The 16,417-nt window shown below is 27.6% G+C and carries 17 protein-coding genes, 1 tRNA gene and 1 CRISPR repeat array; of the genes, 9 read left to right on the top strand and 9 right to left on the bottom strand.

Annotated features, from left to right (window positions below):
- Positions 1–68 precede the first annotated feature (68 nt).
- The 3 genes from ACY2RW_RS10440 to ACY2RW_RS10430 are packed head-to-tail and all read left to right on the top strand — an operon-like array spanning position 69 to position 2,141.
- Positions 69–803, top strand: coding sequence for a hypothetical protein (locus ACY2RW_RS10440; protein ID WP_490122670.1), 735 nt, complete (start codon positions 69–71; stop codon positions 801–803).
- The gene (locus ACY2RW_RS10435) at positions 772–1,602 is read left to right on the top strand and encodes a DUF3822 family protein (RefSeq protein ID WP_490122669.1); all 831 of its coding nucleotides are present in this window, start codon (positions 772–774) and stop codon (positions 1,600–1,602) included. Before ACY2RW_RS10440 ends, ACY2RW_RS10435 begins: the two co-directional genes overlap by 32 nt.
- Positions 1,602–2,141, top strand: a complete 540-nt coding sequence (locus tag ACY2RW_RS10430) for an RsmD family RNA methyltransferase (protein WP_490122668.1) — start codon at positions 1,602–1,604, stop codon at positions 2,139–2,141. Before ACY2RW_RS10435 ends, ACY2RW_RS10430 begins: the two co-directional genes overlap by 1 nt.
- A 32-nt stretch (positions 2,142–2,173) precedes the next feature.
- On the opposite strand, the gene ACY2RW_RS10425 is transcribed toward ACY2RW_RS10430, so the two are convergent.
- The 5 genes from ACY2RW_RS10425 to ACY2RW_RS10405 are packed head-to-tail and all read right to left on the bottom strand — an operon-like array spanning position 2,174 to position 7,246.
- A complete protein-coding gene (locus ACY2RW_RS10425) occupies positions 2,174–3,127 on the bottom strand; it encodes an AAA family ATPase (protein ID WP_490122667.1) in 954 nt (317 codons plus the stop codon).
- Positions 3,127–4,512, bottom strand: a complete 1,386-nt coding sequence (locus tag ACY2RW_RS10420; RefSeq protein ID WP_490122666.1) for a peptidylprolyl isomerase — start codon at positions 4,510–4,512, stop codon at positions 3,127–3,129. Before ACY2RW_RS10420 ends, ACY2RW_RS10425 begins: the two co-directional genes overlap by 1 nt.
- Entirely contained in the window at positions 4,478–5,323 is an 846-nt protein-coding gene (locus tag ACY2RW_RS10415; protein ID WP_490122665.1) for a hypothetical protein, read from the bottom strand. The genes ACY2RW_RS10420 and ACY2RW_RS10415 overlap by 35 nt, the downstream gene beginning before the upstream one ends.
- A gap of 1 nt (position 5,324) precedes the next feature.
- Positions 5,325–6,956: a peptidylprolyl isomerase gene (locus tag ACY2RW_RS10410; RefSeq protein WP_490122664.1), complete on the bottom strand. Its 1,632-nt coding sequence runs from the start codon at positions 6,954–6,956 to the stop codon at positions 5,325–5,327.
- Between the two features lie 8 nt (positions 6,957–6,964).
- Complete coding sequence (locus ACY2RW_RS10405; RefSeq protein ID WP_490122663.1) at positions 6,965–7,246, bottom strand: DUF493 family protein; 282 nt, start codon at positions 7,244–7,246, stop codon at positions 6,965–6,967.
- Between the two features lie 98 nt (positions 7,247–7,344).
- Here ACY2RW_RS10405 and ACY2RW_RS10400 point away from each other — a divergent pair, with 98 nt between their 5' ends.
- The 5 genes from ACY2RW_RS10400 to ACY2RW_RS10380 all read left to right on the top strand — a co-directional run bounded on the left by ACY2RW_RS10400 (position 7,345) and on the right by ACY2RW_RS10380 (position 11,830).
- Positions 7,345–7,887, top strand: a complete 543-nt coding sequence (locus ACY2RW_RS10400) for an AAA family ATPase (protein ID WP_490122662.1) — start codon at positions 7,345–7,347, stop codon at positions 7,885–7,887.
- Positions 7,884–9,776, top strand: coding sequence for a RecQ family ATP-dependent DNA helicase (locus ACY2RW_RS10395; RefSeq protein WP_490122661.1), 1,893 nt, complete (start codon positions 7,884–7,886; stop codon positions 9,774–9,776). The genes ACY2RW_RS10400 and ACY2RW_RS10395 overlap by 4 nt, the downstream gene beginning before the upstream one ends.
- A 2-nt stretch (positions 9,777–9,778) precedes the next feature.
- On the top strand, positions 9,779–10,723 hold the full coding sequence (gene fmt / locus ACY2RW_RS10390) for a methionyl-tRNA formyltransferase (protein ID WP_490122660.1): 945 nt from the start codon (positions 9,779–9,781) through the stop codon (positions 10,721–10,723).
- Positions 10,724–10,909: 186 nt separating this feature from the next.
- Positions 10,910–11,182: an HU family DNA-binding protein gene (locus tag ACY2RW_RS10385; protein ID WP_490122659.1), complete on the top strand. Its 273-nt coding sequence runs from the start codon at positions 10,910–10,912 to the stop codon at positions 11,180–11,182.
- A 99-nt stretch (positions 11,183–11,281) separates the two neighbouring features.
- Positions 11,282–11,830 (top strand): YqgE/AlgH family protein, encoded by a 549-nt coding sequence (locus tag ACY2RW_RS10380; RefSeq protein WP_490122658.1) that lies wholly within the window; start codon positions 11,282–11,284, stop codon positions 11,828–11,830.
- On the opposite strand, the gene ACY2RW_RS10375 is transcribed toward ACY2RW_RS10380, so the two are convergent.
- A complete protein-coding gene (locus ACY2RW_RS10375) occupies positions 11,827–12,660 on the bottom strand; it encodes an aminotransferase class IV (RefSeq protein ID WP_490122657.1) in 834 nt (277 codons plus the stop codon). The genes ACY2RW_RS10380 and ACY2RW_RS10375 overlap by 4 nt on opposite strands.
- A gap of 100 nt (positions 12,661–12,760) precedes the next feature.
- Positions 12,761–13,144 (bottom strand): START-like domain-containing protein, encoded by a 384-nt coding sequence (locus ACY2RW_RS10370; RefSeq protein WP_490122656.1) that lies wholly within the window; start codon positions 13,142–13,144, stop codon positions 12,761–12,763.
- A 110-nt stretch (positions 13,145–13,254) separates the two neighbouring features.
- On the opposite strand from ACY2RW_RS10370, the gene ACY2RW_RS10365 reads away from it, so the two are divergent.
- Positions 13,255–13,328, top strand: a tRNA-Met gene (locus ACY2RW_RS10365).
- A 357-nt stretch (positions 13,329–13,685) separates the two neighbouring features.
- Positions 13,686–14,946: direct repeats of the CRISPR family, unit length 46 nt; unit sequence GTTGTGAATTGATTTCAAATTGTATTTTTACGTGAGAATTCACAAG.
- Positions 14,947–15,174: 228 nt separating this feature from the next.
- Here the strand turns inward: ACY2RW_RS10365 and cas2 are convergent.
- Both cas2 and cas1 read right to left on the bottom strand, forming a co-directional pair.
- The gene (cas2, locus tag ACY2RW_RS10360) at positions 15,175–15,513 is read right to left on the bottom strand and encodes a CRISPR-associated endonuclease Cas2 (protein ID WP_490122655.1); all 339 of its coding nucleotides are present in this window, start codon (positions 15,511–15,513) and stop codon (positions 15,175–15,177) included.
- A gap of 7 nt (positions 15,514–15,520) precedes the next feature.
- A complete protein-coding gene (gene cas1 / locus ACY2RW_RS10355; RefSeq protein WP_490122654.1) occupies positions 15,521–16,414 on the bottom strand; it encodes a type II CRISPR-associated endonuclease Cas1 in 894 nt (297 codons plus the stop codon).
- Positions 16,415–16,417 lie beyond the last annotated feature (3 nt).

The raw sequence follows: 16,417 nt of genomic DNA, 5'->3' as shown, positions 1-16,417 counted from the left end.
TAAAAATTTTTATCATTAAAAAAAAATTGTAGATTTGCGTTAAGACTATTAAAAAAATATAAATAAAAATGGGATTATTAGGAACAATTTTGGCAGCTGTTTTGGTTGCAGTACTTTTAGCTATTGTTGTAGTTAAATATCTACCTTTAAAATTAAGATGGATAGCTTCTTTATTACTCTTAGCGTTAACTGTATTCTTGGGTTATAAAATTTATAACGGAATTATGCAGCCAATTAATTTTAATAAAAATAAAGTAAAAAAATATGCTAAAGTTGTAGAAAACCTAAAAATAATTAGAGATGCCCAAGTTAAATACTATGAAGTTAATGGTAGGTATACTAAAGACAAAGCAGGTTTAATTAAATTTATAGATACAGCACAATTAGCTTTAACTCAAACAAAAACAATTGTAGAAAAGGTAAATAAAGGTGGTGGTCTTATTATAGATGTAGAAAAAAGAGTAACAGATACAATTGGATACGAACCTGTTTTAAAGTATTTTAAAAACAGAGATTATAAAACAATGTTTAAGGTTCCTGGTGTAGAAGGTAAAGAGTTTGAAGTAGAAATTGGAGAAGTAGAAAAAGTACAAGGTTTAGTGGTACCAACTTTTATGGTAAAAACTGAGAAAAAAGATATTTTAAAAGGAATGGATGCCTCTTTAGTTAAACAAGAATTAGAAGCAATTGCTACAGACCAAATTAAAGGTGAGTATGTTTCTGTTGGTTCTTTAGACGAAGTAACTACTGGTGGTAATTGGCCTCCTTCTTATGATAAAAAAGACAGTGCAAAAAAAGAATAACACCTCTTTGTTAAAAAACGTAAATAAAAAGTTGTCCATCCAATTTAATTTGGGTGGATTTTCTTTTTGTATTTCAGATACAGATTTAAATAAAGATGTCTTTTTTAAAAACTATACATTTTCTAAAAAAGATAGAACACTTGAAGATTTATTAGTTAAAATTAAAGATTTTTTTAAAACTGACACCCATTTACAATCCGATTTTAAAGAAGTATTGGTTATTCATCAAAATAATTTATCAACGCTTGTACCTGATAATTATTTTAGCAAGAATGCATTAAAAAGCTACTTAGAATACAATATAAAAACATTAGCTACAGATTTTATTACGTTTGATGATTTGCCTGTTATAAAGGCTAAAAACGTTTATGTACCTTATGTAAACATTAACAATTATATTTTTCAGAATTTCGGCGCGTTTAACTACAAACATGCTAGCTCTATTTTAATTGATAAACTAATTGCTAGATCGAAATCTACAGAAAAGACAATGTACGTAAATGTTTCTGAAACTACATTTGATATTGTTGTTTTAGAAAACAACAGCCTAATATTGTACAATTCCTTTACCTATTTTACCAAAGAAGATTTTATTTATTACATATTATTTACTGCAGAACAACTAAAATTAGATGTAGAAAAGTTTAATTTATATTTAATTGGAGTTATTACAGAAACTTCAGAAATTTATAAAATTACTTACAAATACGTTAGAAACATTTACTTCTTAGAAAGCAAAAATGAGTTGTTACAAACTTTAGACATACATAATCATAGTAATTTTATACTTTTAGGGTAATGAGAATTATATCTGGAAAATTAAAAGGAAGACGCTTTACTGCCCCAAAAAACTTACCTGTAAGACCTACAACAGATATGGCAAAAGAATCGTTATTTAACATCTTAAATAACTTATATTATTTTGATGCTATTTCTGTCATAGATTTATTTGCTGGCACAGGAAACATTAGTTTCGAATTTGCATCTAGAGGTACAAAAAATATTTATGCCATAGATGCTCATTTTGGCTGTATTAAACACATTTACAACACTGCAAAGAGCTTGGAATTAGATATTAACACTTATAAAAGTGATGTTTATAAATTCCTAGAAAAAACAACAATAACTGCTGATGTAATTTTTGCAGACCCACCTTATGATTTTGAAAAAGAGCAATTTTTAAAAATTGTAGATTTAATTTTTGATAAAAAACTTCTTTTAGAAGAAGGTGTTTTAATTATAGAACACTCAAAACATACAGATTTAAGTCAGCATCCAAAACATAGTTATGATAAACGTTATGGAGGCAATGTATTTAGTTTTTTCGAAGAAGCTTAACTAATTAGTTATTATAAGGTATTTAAATTAAACTAGAGTAAAGATTTAATAATTTTAGAAATACCTACACCTTCTGCTTCTGCTTTATAGTTTTTTACAATTCTGTGAGATAAAATAGGAATTGCTACAGCTTTTACATCTTCTATATCTGGTGAATATTTTCCGTTAACAGCTGCATGTGCTTTTGCTGCTAAAATTAAATTTTGAGAAGCTCTTGGTCCTGCACCCCAATCTAAATATTTTTGGACTAATTCTGTTGCCTCTTTAGATTTTGGTCTTGTCTTACCAACCAAACCTACTGCATATTCTATAACATTATCTGCTACAGGTATCTTTCTTATTAATTGCTGTACTTCTATAATTTCTTGCGCAGAAAAAAGAGCGTCTATTTCTGCTGAAATATTACCTGTTGTATTTTTTACAACAGCAACTTCTTCTTTAAATGTTGGATATTCTAGTAAGATAGAAAACATAAACCTATCTAATTGTGCTTCTGGCAAAGGATAAGTACCTTCTTGTTCTATTGGATTTTGTGTGGCTAAAACAAAAAATGGTAAATCTAATTTATAATTGTGTCCAGAAACAGTAACAGCTCTCTCTTGCATTGCTTCTAGTAAAGCTGCTTGAGTTTTTGGTGGTGTTCTGTTAATTTCATCAGCTAAAATAATATTAGAAAAAATGGGGCCTTTAATAAATTTAAATTTTCTATTTTCATCTAAAATTTCACTTCCTAAAATATCTGAAGGCATTAAATCTGGTGTAAATTGTATTCTTTTAAACCCCAAACCTAATGAGTTAGAAATGGTATTTACCAATAACGTTTTTGCCAAACCTGGCACCCCAATTAATAAAGAATGTCCACCACATAAAATAGACAGTAAAGTAAAATTTACAGCCTCTTCTTGACCAATTATTACTTTTCCTATTTCTTTTTTTAGTGCATTAAATTTTTGCACTAAATCATTCACAGCTTTAACGTCAGACATTATTTAGATGTTTCTTTTTTCCAGTTTCTTTTAAATTGACACTTTGTATAATCATCACCTAATTTAATATAAGTGTCTTTCATTTTTTCTTTAGACCATTTTTCTATGGTTTCTTCTTTCTTTTTTCTTAGTGCTAAATCTTGTATCTTAACGTAATCTTCTACTAAATCTGCTACATGAGTATCTGTTCTATCTCTCATTAAAATAACTTTATACATCTTCTCTCCTCCTCTTTGTTCATCGAAAAAAACATCAGATAATTCTCCTTTTTTAAGTTCATTTACACGAGCATAAAAAGCTGGATCCATTCTTGTTAAATCGAACCTAGATTCTCCTGTAGAAGGATTGATAATTAAACCTCCGCTATTTTTAGTTTCATCATCATTAGAATATTTTTTTACAGCTTCTTCAAAAGTTATTTTTCCTGCTTGTATGTCTTTTACAATTTGCTCTACCTTTTCTTTAGTTTCTAACAATTTAGACTCTGGAATTTCTGGTTTGATTAAAATATGAGAAACGACTCTTCCTTCTCCTCTAATTTCATGTAATTTTACAATATGGTATCCAAAAGCAGTTTTAAATGGCTCTGAAACTTGACCTGGATCTAGTGTAAAAGCAACTTCTTTAAACTCTTTGATAAAGTTTGTTTTTTTAGTAATTAACCCTAAGTTTCCTCCATTTTGAGTTACACTTGGGTCATTAGAATTAATAATTGCTTTCATTTTAAAACTAGATCCTTCTTCTATTTGTTTCTTTATCTCATTTAACTTGGCAATTACTCTTTCATTTTCTTCTTTACTTGGCAAAGCATACACAACTATTTGAGCCAATTCTATTTCTGCAGGAAACTGAGGCAACTCATCTTTTTCTTTTAAACCATTAAAATACAAACGCACTTCTTCTGGAGTTACATCTATCTTTTCTGTAATTTTTTGTTGTTCTTTTTCTATTAAAATATTTTCTTTTTGCACAGAATACAGTTCTTTTTTCAAATCTTCTACATCATTAAAACCATAAGCAGCAACTACTTTATTTACGTTTCCATATTGTTGTGTAAAAAATTGAATACTTCTGTCTACTCTTCCATTAATTTCTGCATCTGACACTGTTACACTATCTATAACTGCATGATGTGCCAATAGTTTTTGTTGCATTAATTCTTCTAACATTTCACAATTAGATATGGTTACTTTTCCTTCGCTTCTAACCTCTATTTCTTGTTTAAATTTTGCGATATCAGAATCTAAAACAATATTTTTACCTACAACTACTGCAACACCATCTATTTTAATTTGTTGTGCATTTGTATGAAAACTGAATAAACTTACACAAAGAGTAAGTAATGGTAATTTAATATATTTTAAAATTGTTGTTTTGTGTTGCATCTTTTACGATTGTTTTTTCTATATCTCTTATTAATTCTATTTTTCGTTTGTGTAAAATCATTTGTTTTATGGTAGATTCTACATAACTTAATGGTGCTATATCATTACGTTTTAAAACGTCTTTAATAGCGACCAAATATAAACCTAATGAATCTTGTTTTTGGATGAATTTTGTTTTTTTTAACAGTTTTTGTCTAGAAAATGGAAGTTTTAACAAAATGTTATCTAATGGCATCCATATTGAGTCATTAAATTCGTGAAATTTAAAGCTTAATTGTTGTTTTTCTAACTCTTCTGTATCTTCAATATCATCAGATTTAAATAAATCTATAAAATCATTTTTATCATTAACATTGTTATTAAAGTGAAGATATTTTGCTTTTACCAACTCTTCATTTAGTTTAAAATTTTCTTTGTTAGAAGCATAATATGCTTCGATTTCTTCTTCAGAAACAATGGTATCTAAACGTTCTTTTATTAACTGCTCTTTGTATTTATTAATTAATAAACTTTCTTTATAATCTTGTACTAGTTGATTAATTTCATTCAAATTTTCTAAAGTACTGTTGTTATTGGCTTTTTTGAGTAGCAATTTTTTAATAGCCCAATCATTTATATAACTTCTAACTAAAATTAAACTATCTTCTTTTGCAATACCTTTAGGTAATATATTATTTAGTTCTTCTTTAAATAATTTGTCTGTATTTACAATTGCGACAATTTCTGATGTACTTTTTTCTTTTTCTTGAAAACTAAAATAATCACAAGAAACAAAAAGCAGAAAAGACAAAAAGAGCCAAAAGTATTTCATTTTAATTTTTATAAAATTTAATTAATTTTTTTAATTGTCTTTTATTTACTTTAATTCTACTTTTCTTTCTTAAATCTGCAATCCAATTTTTTTCTAAGAAATTTTGATAATCATTCATTACCTCTCCTTTTATAGATTTTAAAGGTTTAGAATTGTATTTTGTAATATTATTTTTATAGAATTGTTTTAATCCAATAGAATCTTTAGAAGATTTATCCCATATTTTTTGTTGCATTAATTCAAACAATAACAAACCATCTTCATATTCTTTTAAAGTGTAAGCATACTCTGGTTCTGTATAAATTAAATTTTCTTTGTAATATGCTAATATTTCTGCATTCATAAAATCTTCATACAAAACAAAAACTGGTTTATGCCTTCTGTTTCTTGAGTATTTTACAAATTTTTCTTGAGTTATTTTTTTATCGTTTATAGAAAATAAAGTGGCTTGTAAAGAATCTTTAGGTATAGATCTCATATTTTTTTGATCTAAGATTTTCTTTGCGTTTTCATTTTCTGAAATTGTGTAGTTGGCTTTTAGTTTATGAATCATAGCCTTATCACTTAACTGCATTCTAGAGCTACGCTTAATTTTCTTTTTTAAATCTTCTTTTATTTCATTAAAAGATTTTACAGGATGTTTTTTTGTTAATTTTACAATATGCCAACCAAATCTTGTTTTAAAAGGTTTAGAAAAATCACCTTCATTTTCTAATCCAAAAGCAGCATCAGAAAAAGGTTTAACCATTCTACCAGCTGCAAATCTACCTAATTTACCTCCATTATTTTTAGAGCCTGAATCTTCTGAAAATGTTTTAGTAATAGAGTCAAAATTTCCTTTATTTAATAATTTTGCGTACACTGCATCTATCTTCTTTTTTCCTACATCTGTAGTATCTTTAATTAAAATATGTGCAGCCTCAATTTCTCCTTTTGAGGGTCTAAAATCATCAACTTTAACTATATGATAACCATATTGTGTTTTAAAAGGCTTAGAAACTTCTCCTTTTTTGGTATTGTAAGCAGCTTCTTCAAAAGGATACACCATACTAAAAGCAGAAAAATAACCTAAGTTTCCTTTATTTGCTTTTATTTTTCTTTGCGGATTTCCTTTGGCTGATAAATCTTCTGAAGTTTCTACAGCTACTGCCTCAAAATCTTCTCCATTTACAATTCTATTTCTAATTTTTAAAATTTTATTGTAGGCTAATAATGTGTCTTTTGGAGAAGCGTCTTTTGGCATTCTTATTAAAATATGCTTTGCTTTAACTTCTGTTTTCGTTCTATGATAAACGTCTTTTAATAGTTTGTCTATAAAAGTAGTGTCTTGTAAATAAGGTGCAGAAAGTTGGTTTTTGTAAGACTCTATTTCTCTTTTGTAAGAGGGTAAAGTATCTAATTTTTTGTTATATGCTTCTTTAACTTTTAACTTATAGTTTATATATAAATCTAAATTTTTAGTTACATCTTTAGCTTCTGCATTGTCTATAGCATCTAAGTTTTTTTCATAAATTCTTTTAAACTCAGAAACTGTTGTTTCTTCGCCATTAATTGTTACTAAAACTTTATCTTTTTTTTGTGCGAAAACAGATACAGACGCACTTAAAACAAATAGTACTATTATTTTTTTCATAAATTTAATTATAATGATATGATTCCCTTAATTTTTTCTGCTTTTTTATAATAAGAGATAACCTCTTCTGAATTCTTTATTTTTAATACGATAGAAACACTAATATATTTTCCTGTCTTTGATTTTTTTGTATTAATTACAGCTCCTTTATTATCAAATAAATCTTCTACTTCTGTTACTTGATTGGCATCTGTAGGTACAATAAATTTATACATATAATCTGCAGGAAATGTAGTAGTGTCATCTAATTGTAGCTTTAATTTATCATAAAATTCACTTTTACTGCTCATAGTTTTATTTTCTATTGTTCAATTTCTATTTACAAATAGTAAGCCACAAAATTACATTAAAAATTAGTTTTATAAAGGGAATGATTTATTTTTGTGAAATGCAGCAAAAAAATGTTTTAATTGGTGGACCAGGTACAGGAAAAACCTCTGTTTTAAACGAACTTTTAAAAAGAGGTTTTTTTTGTATGCCAGAAATCTCTAGAGAAGTTACTTTAAAAGCAAAAGAAAAAGGAATTGATCAGTTATTTTTAACAGAGCCTTTATTATTTAGCCAAATGCTTTTAGAGGGCAGAGAAAAACAATATTTAGATGCTGAAAAAACAAAGCATGAAATTATTTTTTTTGATAGAGGTATTCCAGATGTACATGCTTATATGGATTTTTTCAATACAAAATATCCGAAAAGTTTTTTAGATAAAAGCAATGAATATCAATATCATAAAATTTTTCATTTTTCTCCTTGGAAAGAGATTTACACAACTGATAACGAACGATATGAAAGCTTTGAAGAAGCTAAAATTATTGATGAGTATATTTTAAAATCTTATAAAAATTTAGGTTATAAAATTACAAATGTTCCTTTTGGGACTGTTGCAGAAAGGTGTGATTTTATTTTAAATGCTTTGAAGCTTGAAATATGATTTCAGCAAAAGAAATACTTTTAAAATATTGGGGGTTTTCTTCTTTTAGACCTTTACAAGAAGAAATTATAACAACAGTAATTAAGAAAAAAGACGTAATTGCATTATTACCAACTGGAGGAGGAAAATCTATTTGTTTTCAAATTCCTGCACTAAGTAAAGAAGGTGTTTGCTTAGTTATTTCTCCGCTTTTAGCGTTAATGAGAGATCAGGTAGAAAGCTTAACTAAAAAAGGAATTAAAGCAACAACAATTAAATCTGGCACCACACAAGATGATTTAATTACTTTATTTGACAATATAAAGTTTGGTGATGTAAAATTCTTATACATTTCTCCTGAAAGATTGCAATCTAAATTTATTCAAGAAAAAATTAAAGAATTAAACATCAATTTAATTGCTGTAGATGAAGCTCATTGTATTTCTGAATGGGGGCATGATTTTAGACCTTCTTACAGAAATATTAAGGTTTTAAAAACTATTAAACCAAATATTAATTTTATTGCTTTAACAGCAACAGCTAATGAAAAAGTATTAGAAGATATTTCTAGTAACCTAACTTTAGAAAAACCAACAATCTTTAAAAAATCTTTTTTTAGAAGTAATTTAGCATATCAAATTTTTAAAATCGAAGATAAATTACAGCGATTGCTACAAATATTTTCTAAAACCAAAACACCTTCTATTGTTTATGTAAATTCTAGAAAAAAAACAAAAGAAATTGCTGCTTTTTTAAATGCAAATGGCTTTAAAAGTACGTTTTATCATGGAGGTTTATCTGTAGATGAAAAAAAAATAGCTTTTAATAATTGGATGTCAGAAAAAACACCCATAATTGTTGCTACAAATGCCTTTGGTATGGGAATAGACAAAGCAAATGTAGGCTTGGTTATTCATTATAATTTACCCACAAGCATCGAAAATTACGTGCAAGAATCTGGAAGAGCAGGAAGAAATAATAAAAAAGCATTTGCTGTATTATTGTATAACAATTTAGACATTTCTACTTTCGAAAAACAAACACAATTATCTACTCCTAATATCCTGCAAATAAAAAAAATACATAGAGCACTATACCAACATTTTCAAATTTCTTTAGGAGAATTACCTTTAGAAAATTTTGCTTTTAATCTCTTAGAATTTAGTAAAAAGTATAATTACGCTGTTGCTTTGGTTGATGGTGTTATTAAAATTTTAGTAAACCAAGGAATTTTAGAAGTTGATCATCATTTTAATCAAAAATCTACATTAAAATTTATTGTTTCCACAAGCAGTGTTTTAAATTATTCTCGTAAAAATGCATCCTTAGCAAAAATTATCAATTCAATACTAAGAACTTATGGTGGTTTATTTGAGCAAGAAAGCAATATTAACGAGTTTACAATTGCAAAAAAAGTAGGTACCAATTCTAAAACTATAATCAACAGTTTACAGCAACTTCATAAAGATGGTATTGTAATTTATAAACCTATTACCTCTCAAGCAGCTATAACATTTTTAGTTCCAAGAGAAGATGATAGGAGTATTCATCAGAATCAAAAAGAGATTAAAAGTTTACTTCAACAAAAAATTAAAAAATCTAAAGATTTAATCCATTTTATAGAGAATGATAGGTTTTGTAGAAGTCAACAAATTCTACATTATTTTGATGAAAAGAAGTCGGAAAACTGTGGTTTGTGTGATGTTTGTATCGATAAAAAACATCGTACAAACAATAATATTTCTACTCATATAATAAAAATTATAAAAGAGCATAACCAATTAACTTCCCAACAAATTAGTACGCTTTTAAATTACAAAGAAAAAGACATTTTAATACATTTGCGTTTTTTAATAGCAAATCAAAAAATAAAAATAAACCATCAAAATAAATATCAAATTAATACATAGCAATGAAAGATTTACGAATTATTTTTATGGGAACTCCAGATTTTGCAGTAACAATTTTACAAAATTTGGTAGAAAACAACTACAATGTTGTAGGTGTAATTACGGCTACAGATAAACCAGCTGGAAGAGGAAGAAAATTACAGCAATCTGCTGTAAAAAAATATGCAACTTCTGTAAACTTGCCAGTTTTACAACCAAAAAATTTAAAAAACGAAGACTTTCTTTCATCATTAAAAACTTTAAAAGCAGATTTGCAAATTGTAGTTGCCTTTAGAATGTTACCAAAAGCGGTTTGGCAAATGCCAAAACATGGTACTTTTAATCTACACGCTTCTCTATTACCAGAATATAGAGGTGCAGCTCCAATACATTGGTCTATTGTTAATGGAGAAACAAAAACTGGAGTAACCACTTTTTTTATTGATGATAAAATTGATACTGGAGAAATTATTTTACAAGAAAAAATAGATATTAAAGTAGATGAAACTGTTGGTAGTTTGCACGACAAACTCATGTATTTAGGAGCAGATTTAGTTTTAGAGACTGTCGATTTAATTAAAGATGGAAATATAAAAACAACAAAGCAACCTGAATTGGAAGAAAAGTCTGCACCAAAGTTAAATTCTGAAAACTGTAAAATTAACTGGTTAGACTCTATAGATAATATTTACAATAAAATACGTGGTTTAAATCCATTTCCAGCTGCTTGGACAATTTTAGAGAATAATAATGAGCAAACTACTGCAAAAATTTATGCAGTTCATAAAAACTTAGAAAAACACAATTTTGAAATTGGAAAAATTGTAGCATCTAAAAAAAATATAAAAGTTGCAGTAAAAAATGGTTTTATTGTTATTGATGAAATTAAACTTTCTGGTAAGAAAAAAATGGATGCTAAAAGTCTTTTAAACGGTTATTCTTTTTCTAAAGAAGCCAAAGTGATGTAAACCCTTTAAAGACAAGGTTTGTAGCGTTTTTGGATTTTTTAAGCAGCTTTATTAACAATTTACTGTCTTTTATTAACAAATAGGTGTTTTTTTTACCCTCAAATTTGCATAAACCCTTAATCCGTCTATATTTGTTGAGCTATTAAGCAAAAAATAATATTCAATTAATTTAAAAATCTATTTATTATGAACAAGTCAGATTTAATCGACGCAATGGCTGCAGATGCAGGAATTTCTAAAGCTGCTGCTAAAAAAGCATTAGAATCTTTTACAGGTAACGTAACTTCTGCATTAAAAGGAGGAGATAAAGTTGCTTTAGTAGGATTTGGTACTTTTTCTGTATCTAACAGAGCTGCAAGAACTGGTAGAAATCCTCAAACTGGAAAAACAATCCAAATTGCTGCTAAAAATGTAGCAAAATTCAAAGCTGGAGCTGGATTAAGCGACGCTGTAAACTAAGAAACTTAGTTTTAAAGTATACTAAAAGCTCTCTTTTTAAGAGAGTTTTTTTTGTTTATTTATTTTTTTTATATTTATAAGGATAAAAACAGAAAGCTCTTGAAACCCCATAAAGGAAAATTACTAATTGCAGAACCAGCAATTTTAAATGATAGCTCTTTTAATAGAACAATTATTTTAATTACAGAACATACACTTAAAAACTCTGTTGGCTTTATTTTAAATAGACCTTTAGAGTATACTGTTAACGATCTCTTGCCAGAATTAAAGTGTTCTTTTCAAATTTACCAAGGAGGTCCTGTAGAGCAAGACAATTTATACTTTGTACATAAAGTACCCGATTTAATTCCAGATAGTATAGAGGTAGAAAATGGTATTTATTGGGGTGGCAATTTTGAATCTTTAAGAAGCTTGCTCAATAATAATGAAATAGCTGCTTCAGAAATTCGATTTTTCTTAGGTTATTCTGGTTGGAGTAAAGACCAATTAGAAGATGAAATGAACCAAAACTCTTGGTTTGTTTCAGAAAATGATTTTGAAAATATTTTTTCTACACAAGAAGATACTTTATGGAAAAACAAATTACTACAAAAAGGTGGAGATTATAAACTTTGGGCAAATGCACCAAGTGATTTTAATTTGAACTAAATACCCGCTATTTGTAAAACTCTTAAATTATTTGCTATTTTTTTTCCTATTTCTACTGTAAAAGTTTTCTTTTTATAACTGGTAACTGGCTGAATGCCCATAATTGCATTGGTTATAAAAACCTCGTCTGCTTTTTGTATTTCAAAAGGAGATATAGAAGTTTCTTCTAATGTATAATTTTCATTTTTAGAAATAATTTCAATTACCTTTTTTCGTGTAACTCCTTTTATACAACCTTCACTTAAAGCTGGTGTTTTTATTGCATTTCCTTTAATAATAAAAATATTACCATTGGTTACCTCTACAACTCCCTTCTTCTCATTTAGTAGTATACAGTTGTCTAAATCATTTTCATCTGCAAAAATACTTGCTAACGTATTTAGCATTCTATTATTTGTTTTTACTGTTGATAAAAGGCCTGAATAATTAAAGAAGTCTTTATAAACATCTAAAGAATAGGATTCTTTCATTTTAAAAGTATTTTCTTTAACATCAATTGTATAATCTATTTTATTTGTTCTTGGAGTATACAAGCCACCATCTTTTCTAAAAACAGTAAGACGTACTCTATAAGAATTTAATGATTTTTGTGCTGCAACCGTTTTTAAAATTTCATTTTCTAAAAACTCTAAAGTAAATTCCATCGGAATTTTCATTCTAAGCATTCGCATAGACGCCATTAACCTAAAATAATGATCTTCCCAAAAAACAACTTTGTTGTTTACCACTTTTAGAGTTTCAAAAATAGCATCTCCATATTTAAACGCTCTATTTTCCGATGATATTTTTACATCTTCTGGCTGAAGTATTTCGCCATTATAGTTAATCATTCTTAAATTTTTAGAATTGCAAAATTAATGTATTTTAAAACATTTGCGCATAAAAAAACTCAACAAAAATGTTGAGTTTTAAAATTGTATACAGGTGTATCTAAGCACCAATAGTATGTTTTAATTCATCTATTTGATTTTCCCATAATTGTTTTGCCTCTTCTATTTCATCTTCATCATCTACAAAATCTGTAATAATTAAAGAAACGTCTTTTGTTAGGGCATCAACCTGAATTTTTATTTCAAAAAAACTTTCATCATCTTCACTTTCTAACCATTTAAATCGAATACTTTCTCCAGATTTTTTAGATATTAGTTTTGCTTTTTCCTCTGTTCCATCCCATTCAAAAGTAAAAACTTTACCTCTAGCATTTACTTTGTCTGCAAACCACTCTTGCAAGTTAGATGGAGAAGAAATATATTGATACAACATATTAGATGATGCATGAATAGGGATTTCTAGTTCGTATTGTACTTTATCCATAATAGATTTCTTAGGCTGACAAGATAGGTATTAATTCTATTTAAAAAAAATTAAAAACACCTCTTGGTAGTTTGTAAAAATCGATTATATTTGCAGCCTCAAAACCTAATGGCGAGGTAGCTCAGTTGGTTAGAGCGCAGGATTCATAACCCTGAGGTCGGCAGTTCAAATCTGCTCCTCGCTACTAAAAAAACTCAAACAGAAATGTTTGAGTTTTTTTATTTTTAAGAATTTCGTGAATTGATTTCAAATTGTATATTTACGTGAGAATTCACAAGAAATTCTACTTACTATAATTGGGGAAATCCAAAACCAAACGACAATAAAAACATTGTTGGTTATCTTAATTTTAAATCAAAATTAATGATAGATGGCAGAAAAAGACATATAAGAATTTCTTTAGTAGTGTTTAAAAATGGAAAAATCAATTTTAAAAATCATAAAGTAGGGCAAAAAAAAGAGTCCAGTATCTTTAGCAAGGTCCAAAAAGGATAAAACTGCAAACGGAGATACTAAACTCAAAAACAAAAATACAAAAAATGTTGTGAATTGATTTCAAATTGTATTTTTACGTGAGAATTCACAAGTACATAAGTATTATCCTTCATTCATTTGTTGTTGTGAATTGATTTCAAATTGTATTTTTACGTGAGAATTCACAAGAAAATATAAAATTATCCGATTAACACCAGAGTTGTGAATTGATTTCAAATTGTATTTTTACGTGAGAATTCACAAGGTTTCAATAAATCTATATTTATTATTACCCGTTGTGAATTGATTTCAAATTGTATTTTTACGTGAGAATTCACAAGTGTAAAAAAAGTATCAATAGAAAAAATACTGTTGTGAATTGATTTCAAATTGTATTTTTACGTGAGAATTCACAAGAGATAGTTTGGTTAATGTTCTTGAAGGTCTGTTGTGAATTGATTTCAAATTGTATTTTTACGTGAGAATTCACAAGATAAACCACTATCTAAATTAGTAGGGTTGGTTGTGAATTGATTTCAAATTGTATTTTTACGTGAGAATTCACAAGTCGAAGAACCTGTTGCATCATTTGTCTGTAGTTGTGAATTGATTTCAAATTGTATTTTTACGTGAGAATTCACAAGCTTACACTTCTAAATTGTTGTTCCATTTTAGTTGTGAATTGATTTCAAATTGTATTTTTACGTGAGAATTCACAAGTTCATCGAGTAAATTGTTTTTAGGGTGATGGTTGTGAATTGATTTCAAATTGTATTTTTACGTGAGAATTCACAAGGGAAATAAAATATTTCAATACTAAAAATGGGTTGTGAATTGATTTCAAATTGTATTTTTACGTGAGAATTCACAAGCAACACTAATTCAATAATAAGTGCTGAAGAGTTGTGAATTGATTTCAAATTGTATTTTTACGTGAGAATTCACAAGTGGTTCTGGTAAAAGTATTGTAATGAATTTGTTGTGAATTGATTTCAAATTGTATTTTTACGTGAGAATTCACAAGTACAAACAAGCACTTGATGATTTAGAAAACGTTGTGAATTGATTTCAAATTGTATTTTTACGTGAGAATTCACAAGGAAAGCTCAACCTCAATTAACAGAAAGATAGTTGTGAATTGATTTCAAATTGTATTTTTACGTGAGAATTCACAAGACCTATCATTTCTTCCATTTTTAGAATATTGTTGTGAATTGATTTCAAATTGTATTTTTACGTGAGAATTCACAAGTATTAGACTATTAAATCTATGACTTTTCTAGTTGTGAATTGATTTCAAATTGTATTTTTACGTGAGAATTCACAAGGTCAATCCCAAAATATTGAGTAAAACCAGTATTTTGGGATTCCTTTTTTGGATTTATAAAATTCTATATTTTGACAAAAATAATTTTAAAATTTGTATTTTTTTTAATTCTATTTTAAAATCTTACAAACTTTAAGAATAAAAAAAATATTTACTAAACTAAAAGTAAATACAAAAATTAAATGTTTAAAAAAAACTTCTCGACTACGCTCGAAGTAATATTAGAATTTTAAAATAGTTGCAATTGTTGAGTTGGTTGTGGTAAATCTACTTCTTTAATTCCATGGAAAAGTTCCATATTACCAAATTGTTTGTCAGTAATTTCTAAAATACAGACTTTACCATGTTTTGGCAAACTTCTTTTAACACGCTTTGTATGTACTTTAGAGTTTTCTCTACTTGGGCAATGCCTTAAATAGATAGAAAATTGAAACATCGTAAAACCATCATTAATTAATTTTTTACGAAACAGACCAGCAGCTTTTCGCTCTTTTTTGGTTTCTGTTGGTAAATCAAAAAAAACTAATACCCACATAATTCTATAAGCGCTATATCTATTTGCTGACATTTATATTCTAATCCAACTCTGGGTATTTAATTTGCCTTAATTCTCCTGTAAAACATTTATATAAGCTCGATGTTGTAGTGGTGACTGCAACAAATAAAGGTCTAACTACTCCATCTATAAAAACATCTTGTGTTGCGATGCTTAAAATATGTGATTTTGCTTGTTTTGTTAACTCAAAACTATCTCGATAACTATTATTCACATAATTAAAAACCAATTTATCTACAAAAGGTCTATAAGGTTCCATAATATCATCTGCCAGACAATACGCATTGTATTTGTTTTTGTGGAAAAGTCCTAAAACTGGCAACATTCCACTACTAACCAAAGCTCTTGCCATGATACTTCTTAAAACAGCATAACCAAAATTTAATAAATTATTAGGTTGTTCTCCAAAACGCTGTCTCGAAAAGTTATCAAACAAATGTTTCCAGTAATGTTGTGCAGCCATCCCTTCTCTATTGGTTGTGTCTCCACTTTTTACGGTTAATTTATATTCTGTTAAAGGTCCTGAAACCTTATCATTCAAATTTAATAGTGCTTCTTGGTTTGCTATTTTTTGCTCTACAGTCTGTTTCCATAATTGTTTTTTTAGAGGTTCTGAAGCTGCTAATTGATACTTTATTCTTTCTGAATATTCTGAATGTCCATATATTGGTAACATCATTCCAAATGGTAAATGATGTTCATCACAACTAACAATTGCCACATTATTTCCTTGTAATTTTATTAAAAGTTGATTGCTAATTGTTATTTGATAATGATCTAACATTAACAAAGCAATGTCTTCTATGGGAACTGTCCCAACAACCTCTTTAGTTTCTGGTTCTTGAACTACTAACTGCTTTTGCTTTAGTTTTAAGTAAGATGGATTGCCTATGTAAATTGTTTTTTTAATCATACC

It is taken from the genome of Polaribacter sp. 2305UL8-11 (genome assembly GCF_058147165.1).
Note: the sequence above shows the minus strand (reverse complement) of the source record. Positions and strands in the feature narration are given on the sequence as shown.

Bases quoted from the DNA above. Each gene is read 5' to 3' on its own strand.
- fmt (WP_490122660.1), top strand. From the start codon at position 9,779: ATGAAAGATTTACGAATTATTTTTATGGGAACTCCAGATTTTGCAGTA.
- ACY2RW_RS10420 (WP_490122666.1), bottom strand. From the start codon at position 4,512: ATGCAACACAAAACAACAATTTTAAAATATATTAAATTACCATTACTT.
- ACY2RW_RS10440 (WP_490122670.1), top strand. From the start codon at position 69: ATGGGATTATTAGGAACAATTTTGGCAGCTGTTTTGGTTGCAGTACTT.
- ACY2RW_RS10400 (WP_490122662.1), top strand. From the start codon at position 7,345: ATGCAGCAAAAAAATGTTTTAATTGGTGGACCAGGTACAGGAAAAACC.
- ACY2RW_RS10405 (WP_490122663.1), bottom strand. From the start codon at position 7,246: ATGAGCAGTAAAAGTGAATTTTATGATAAATTAAAGCTACAATTAGAT.
- ACY2RW_RS10425 (WP_490122667.1), bottom strand. From the start codon at position 3,127: ATGTCTGACGTTAAAGCTGTGAATGATTTAGTGCAAAAATTTAATGCA.
- ACY2RW_RS10370 (WP_490122656.1), bottom strand. From the start codon at position 13,144: ATGGATAAAGTACAATACGAACTAGAAATCCCTATTCATGCATCATCT.
- ACY2RW_RS10410 (WP_490122664.1), bottom strand. From the start codon at position 6,956: ATGAAAAAAATAATAGTACTATTTGTTTTAAGTGCGTCTGTATCTGTT.
- ACY2RW_RS10395 (WP_490122661.1), top strand. From the start codon at position 7,884: ATGATTTCAGCAAAAGAAATACTTTTAAAATATTGGGGGTTTTCTTCT.
- ACY2RW_RS10430 (WP_490122668.1), top strand. From the start codon at position 1,602: ATGAGAATTATATCTGGAAAATTAAAAGGAAGACGCTTTACTGCCCCA.
- cas2 (WP_490122655.1), bottom strand. From the start codon at position 15,513: ATGTCAGCAAATAGATATAGCGCTTATAGAATTATGTGGGTATTAGTT.
- ACY2RW_RS10435 (WP_490122669.1), top strand. From the start codon at position 772: ATGATAAAAAAGACAGTGCAAAAAAAGAATAACACCTCTTTGTTAAAA.
- ACY2RW_RS10415 (WP_490122665.1), bottom strand. From the start codon at position 5,323: ATGAAATACTTTTGGCTCTTTTTGTCTTTTCTGCTTTTTGTTTCTTGT.
- ACY2RW_RS10385 (WP_490122659.1), top strand. From the start codon at position 10,910: ATGAACAAGTCAGATTTAATCGACGCAATGGCTGCAGATGCAGGAATT.
- ACY2RW_RS10375 (WP_490122657.1), bottom strand. From the start codon at position 12,660: ATGATTAACTATAATGGCGAAATACTTCAGCCAGAAGATGTAAAAATA.
- cas1 (WP_490122654.1), bottom strand. From the start codon at position 16,414: ATGATTAAAAAAACAATTTACATAGGCAATCCATCTTACTTAAAACTA.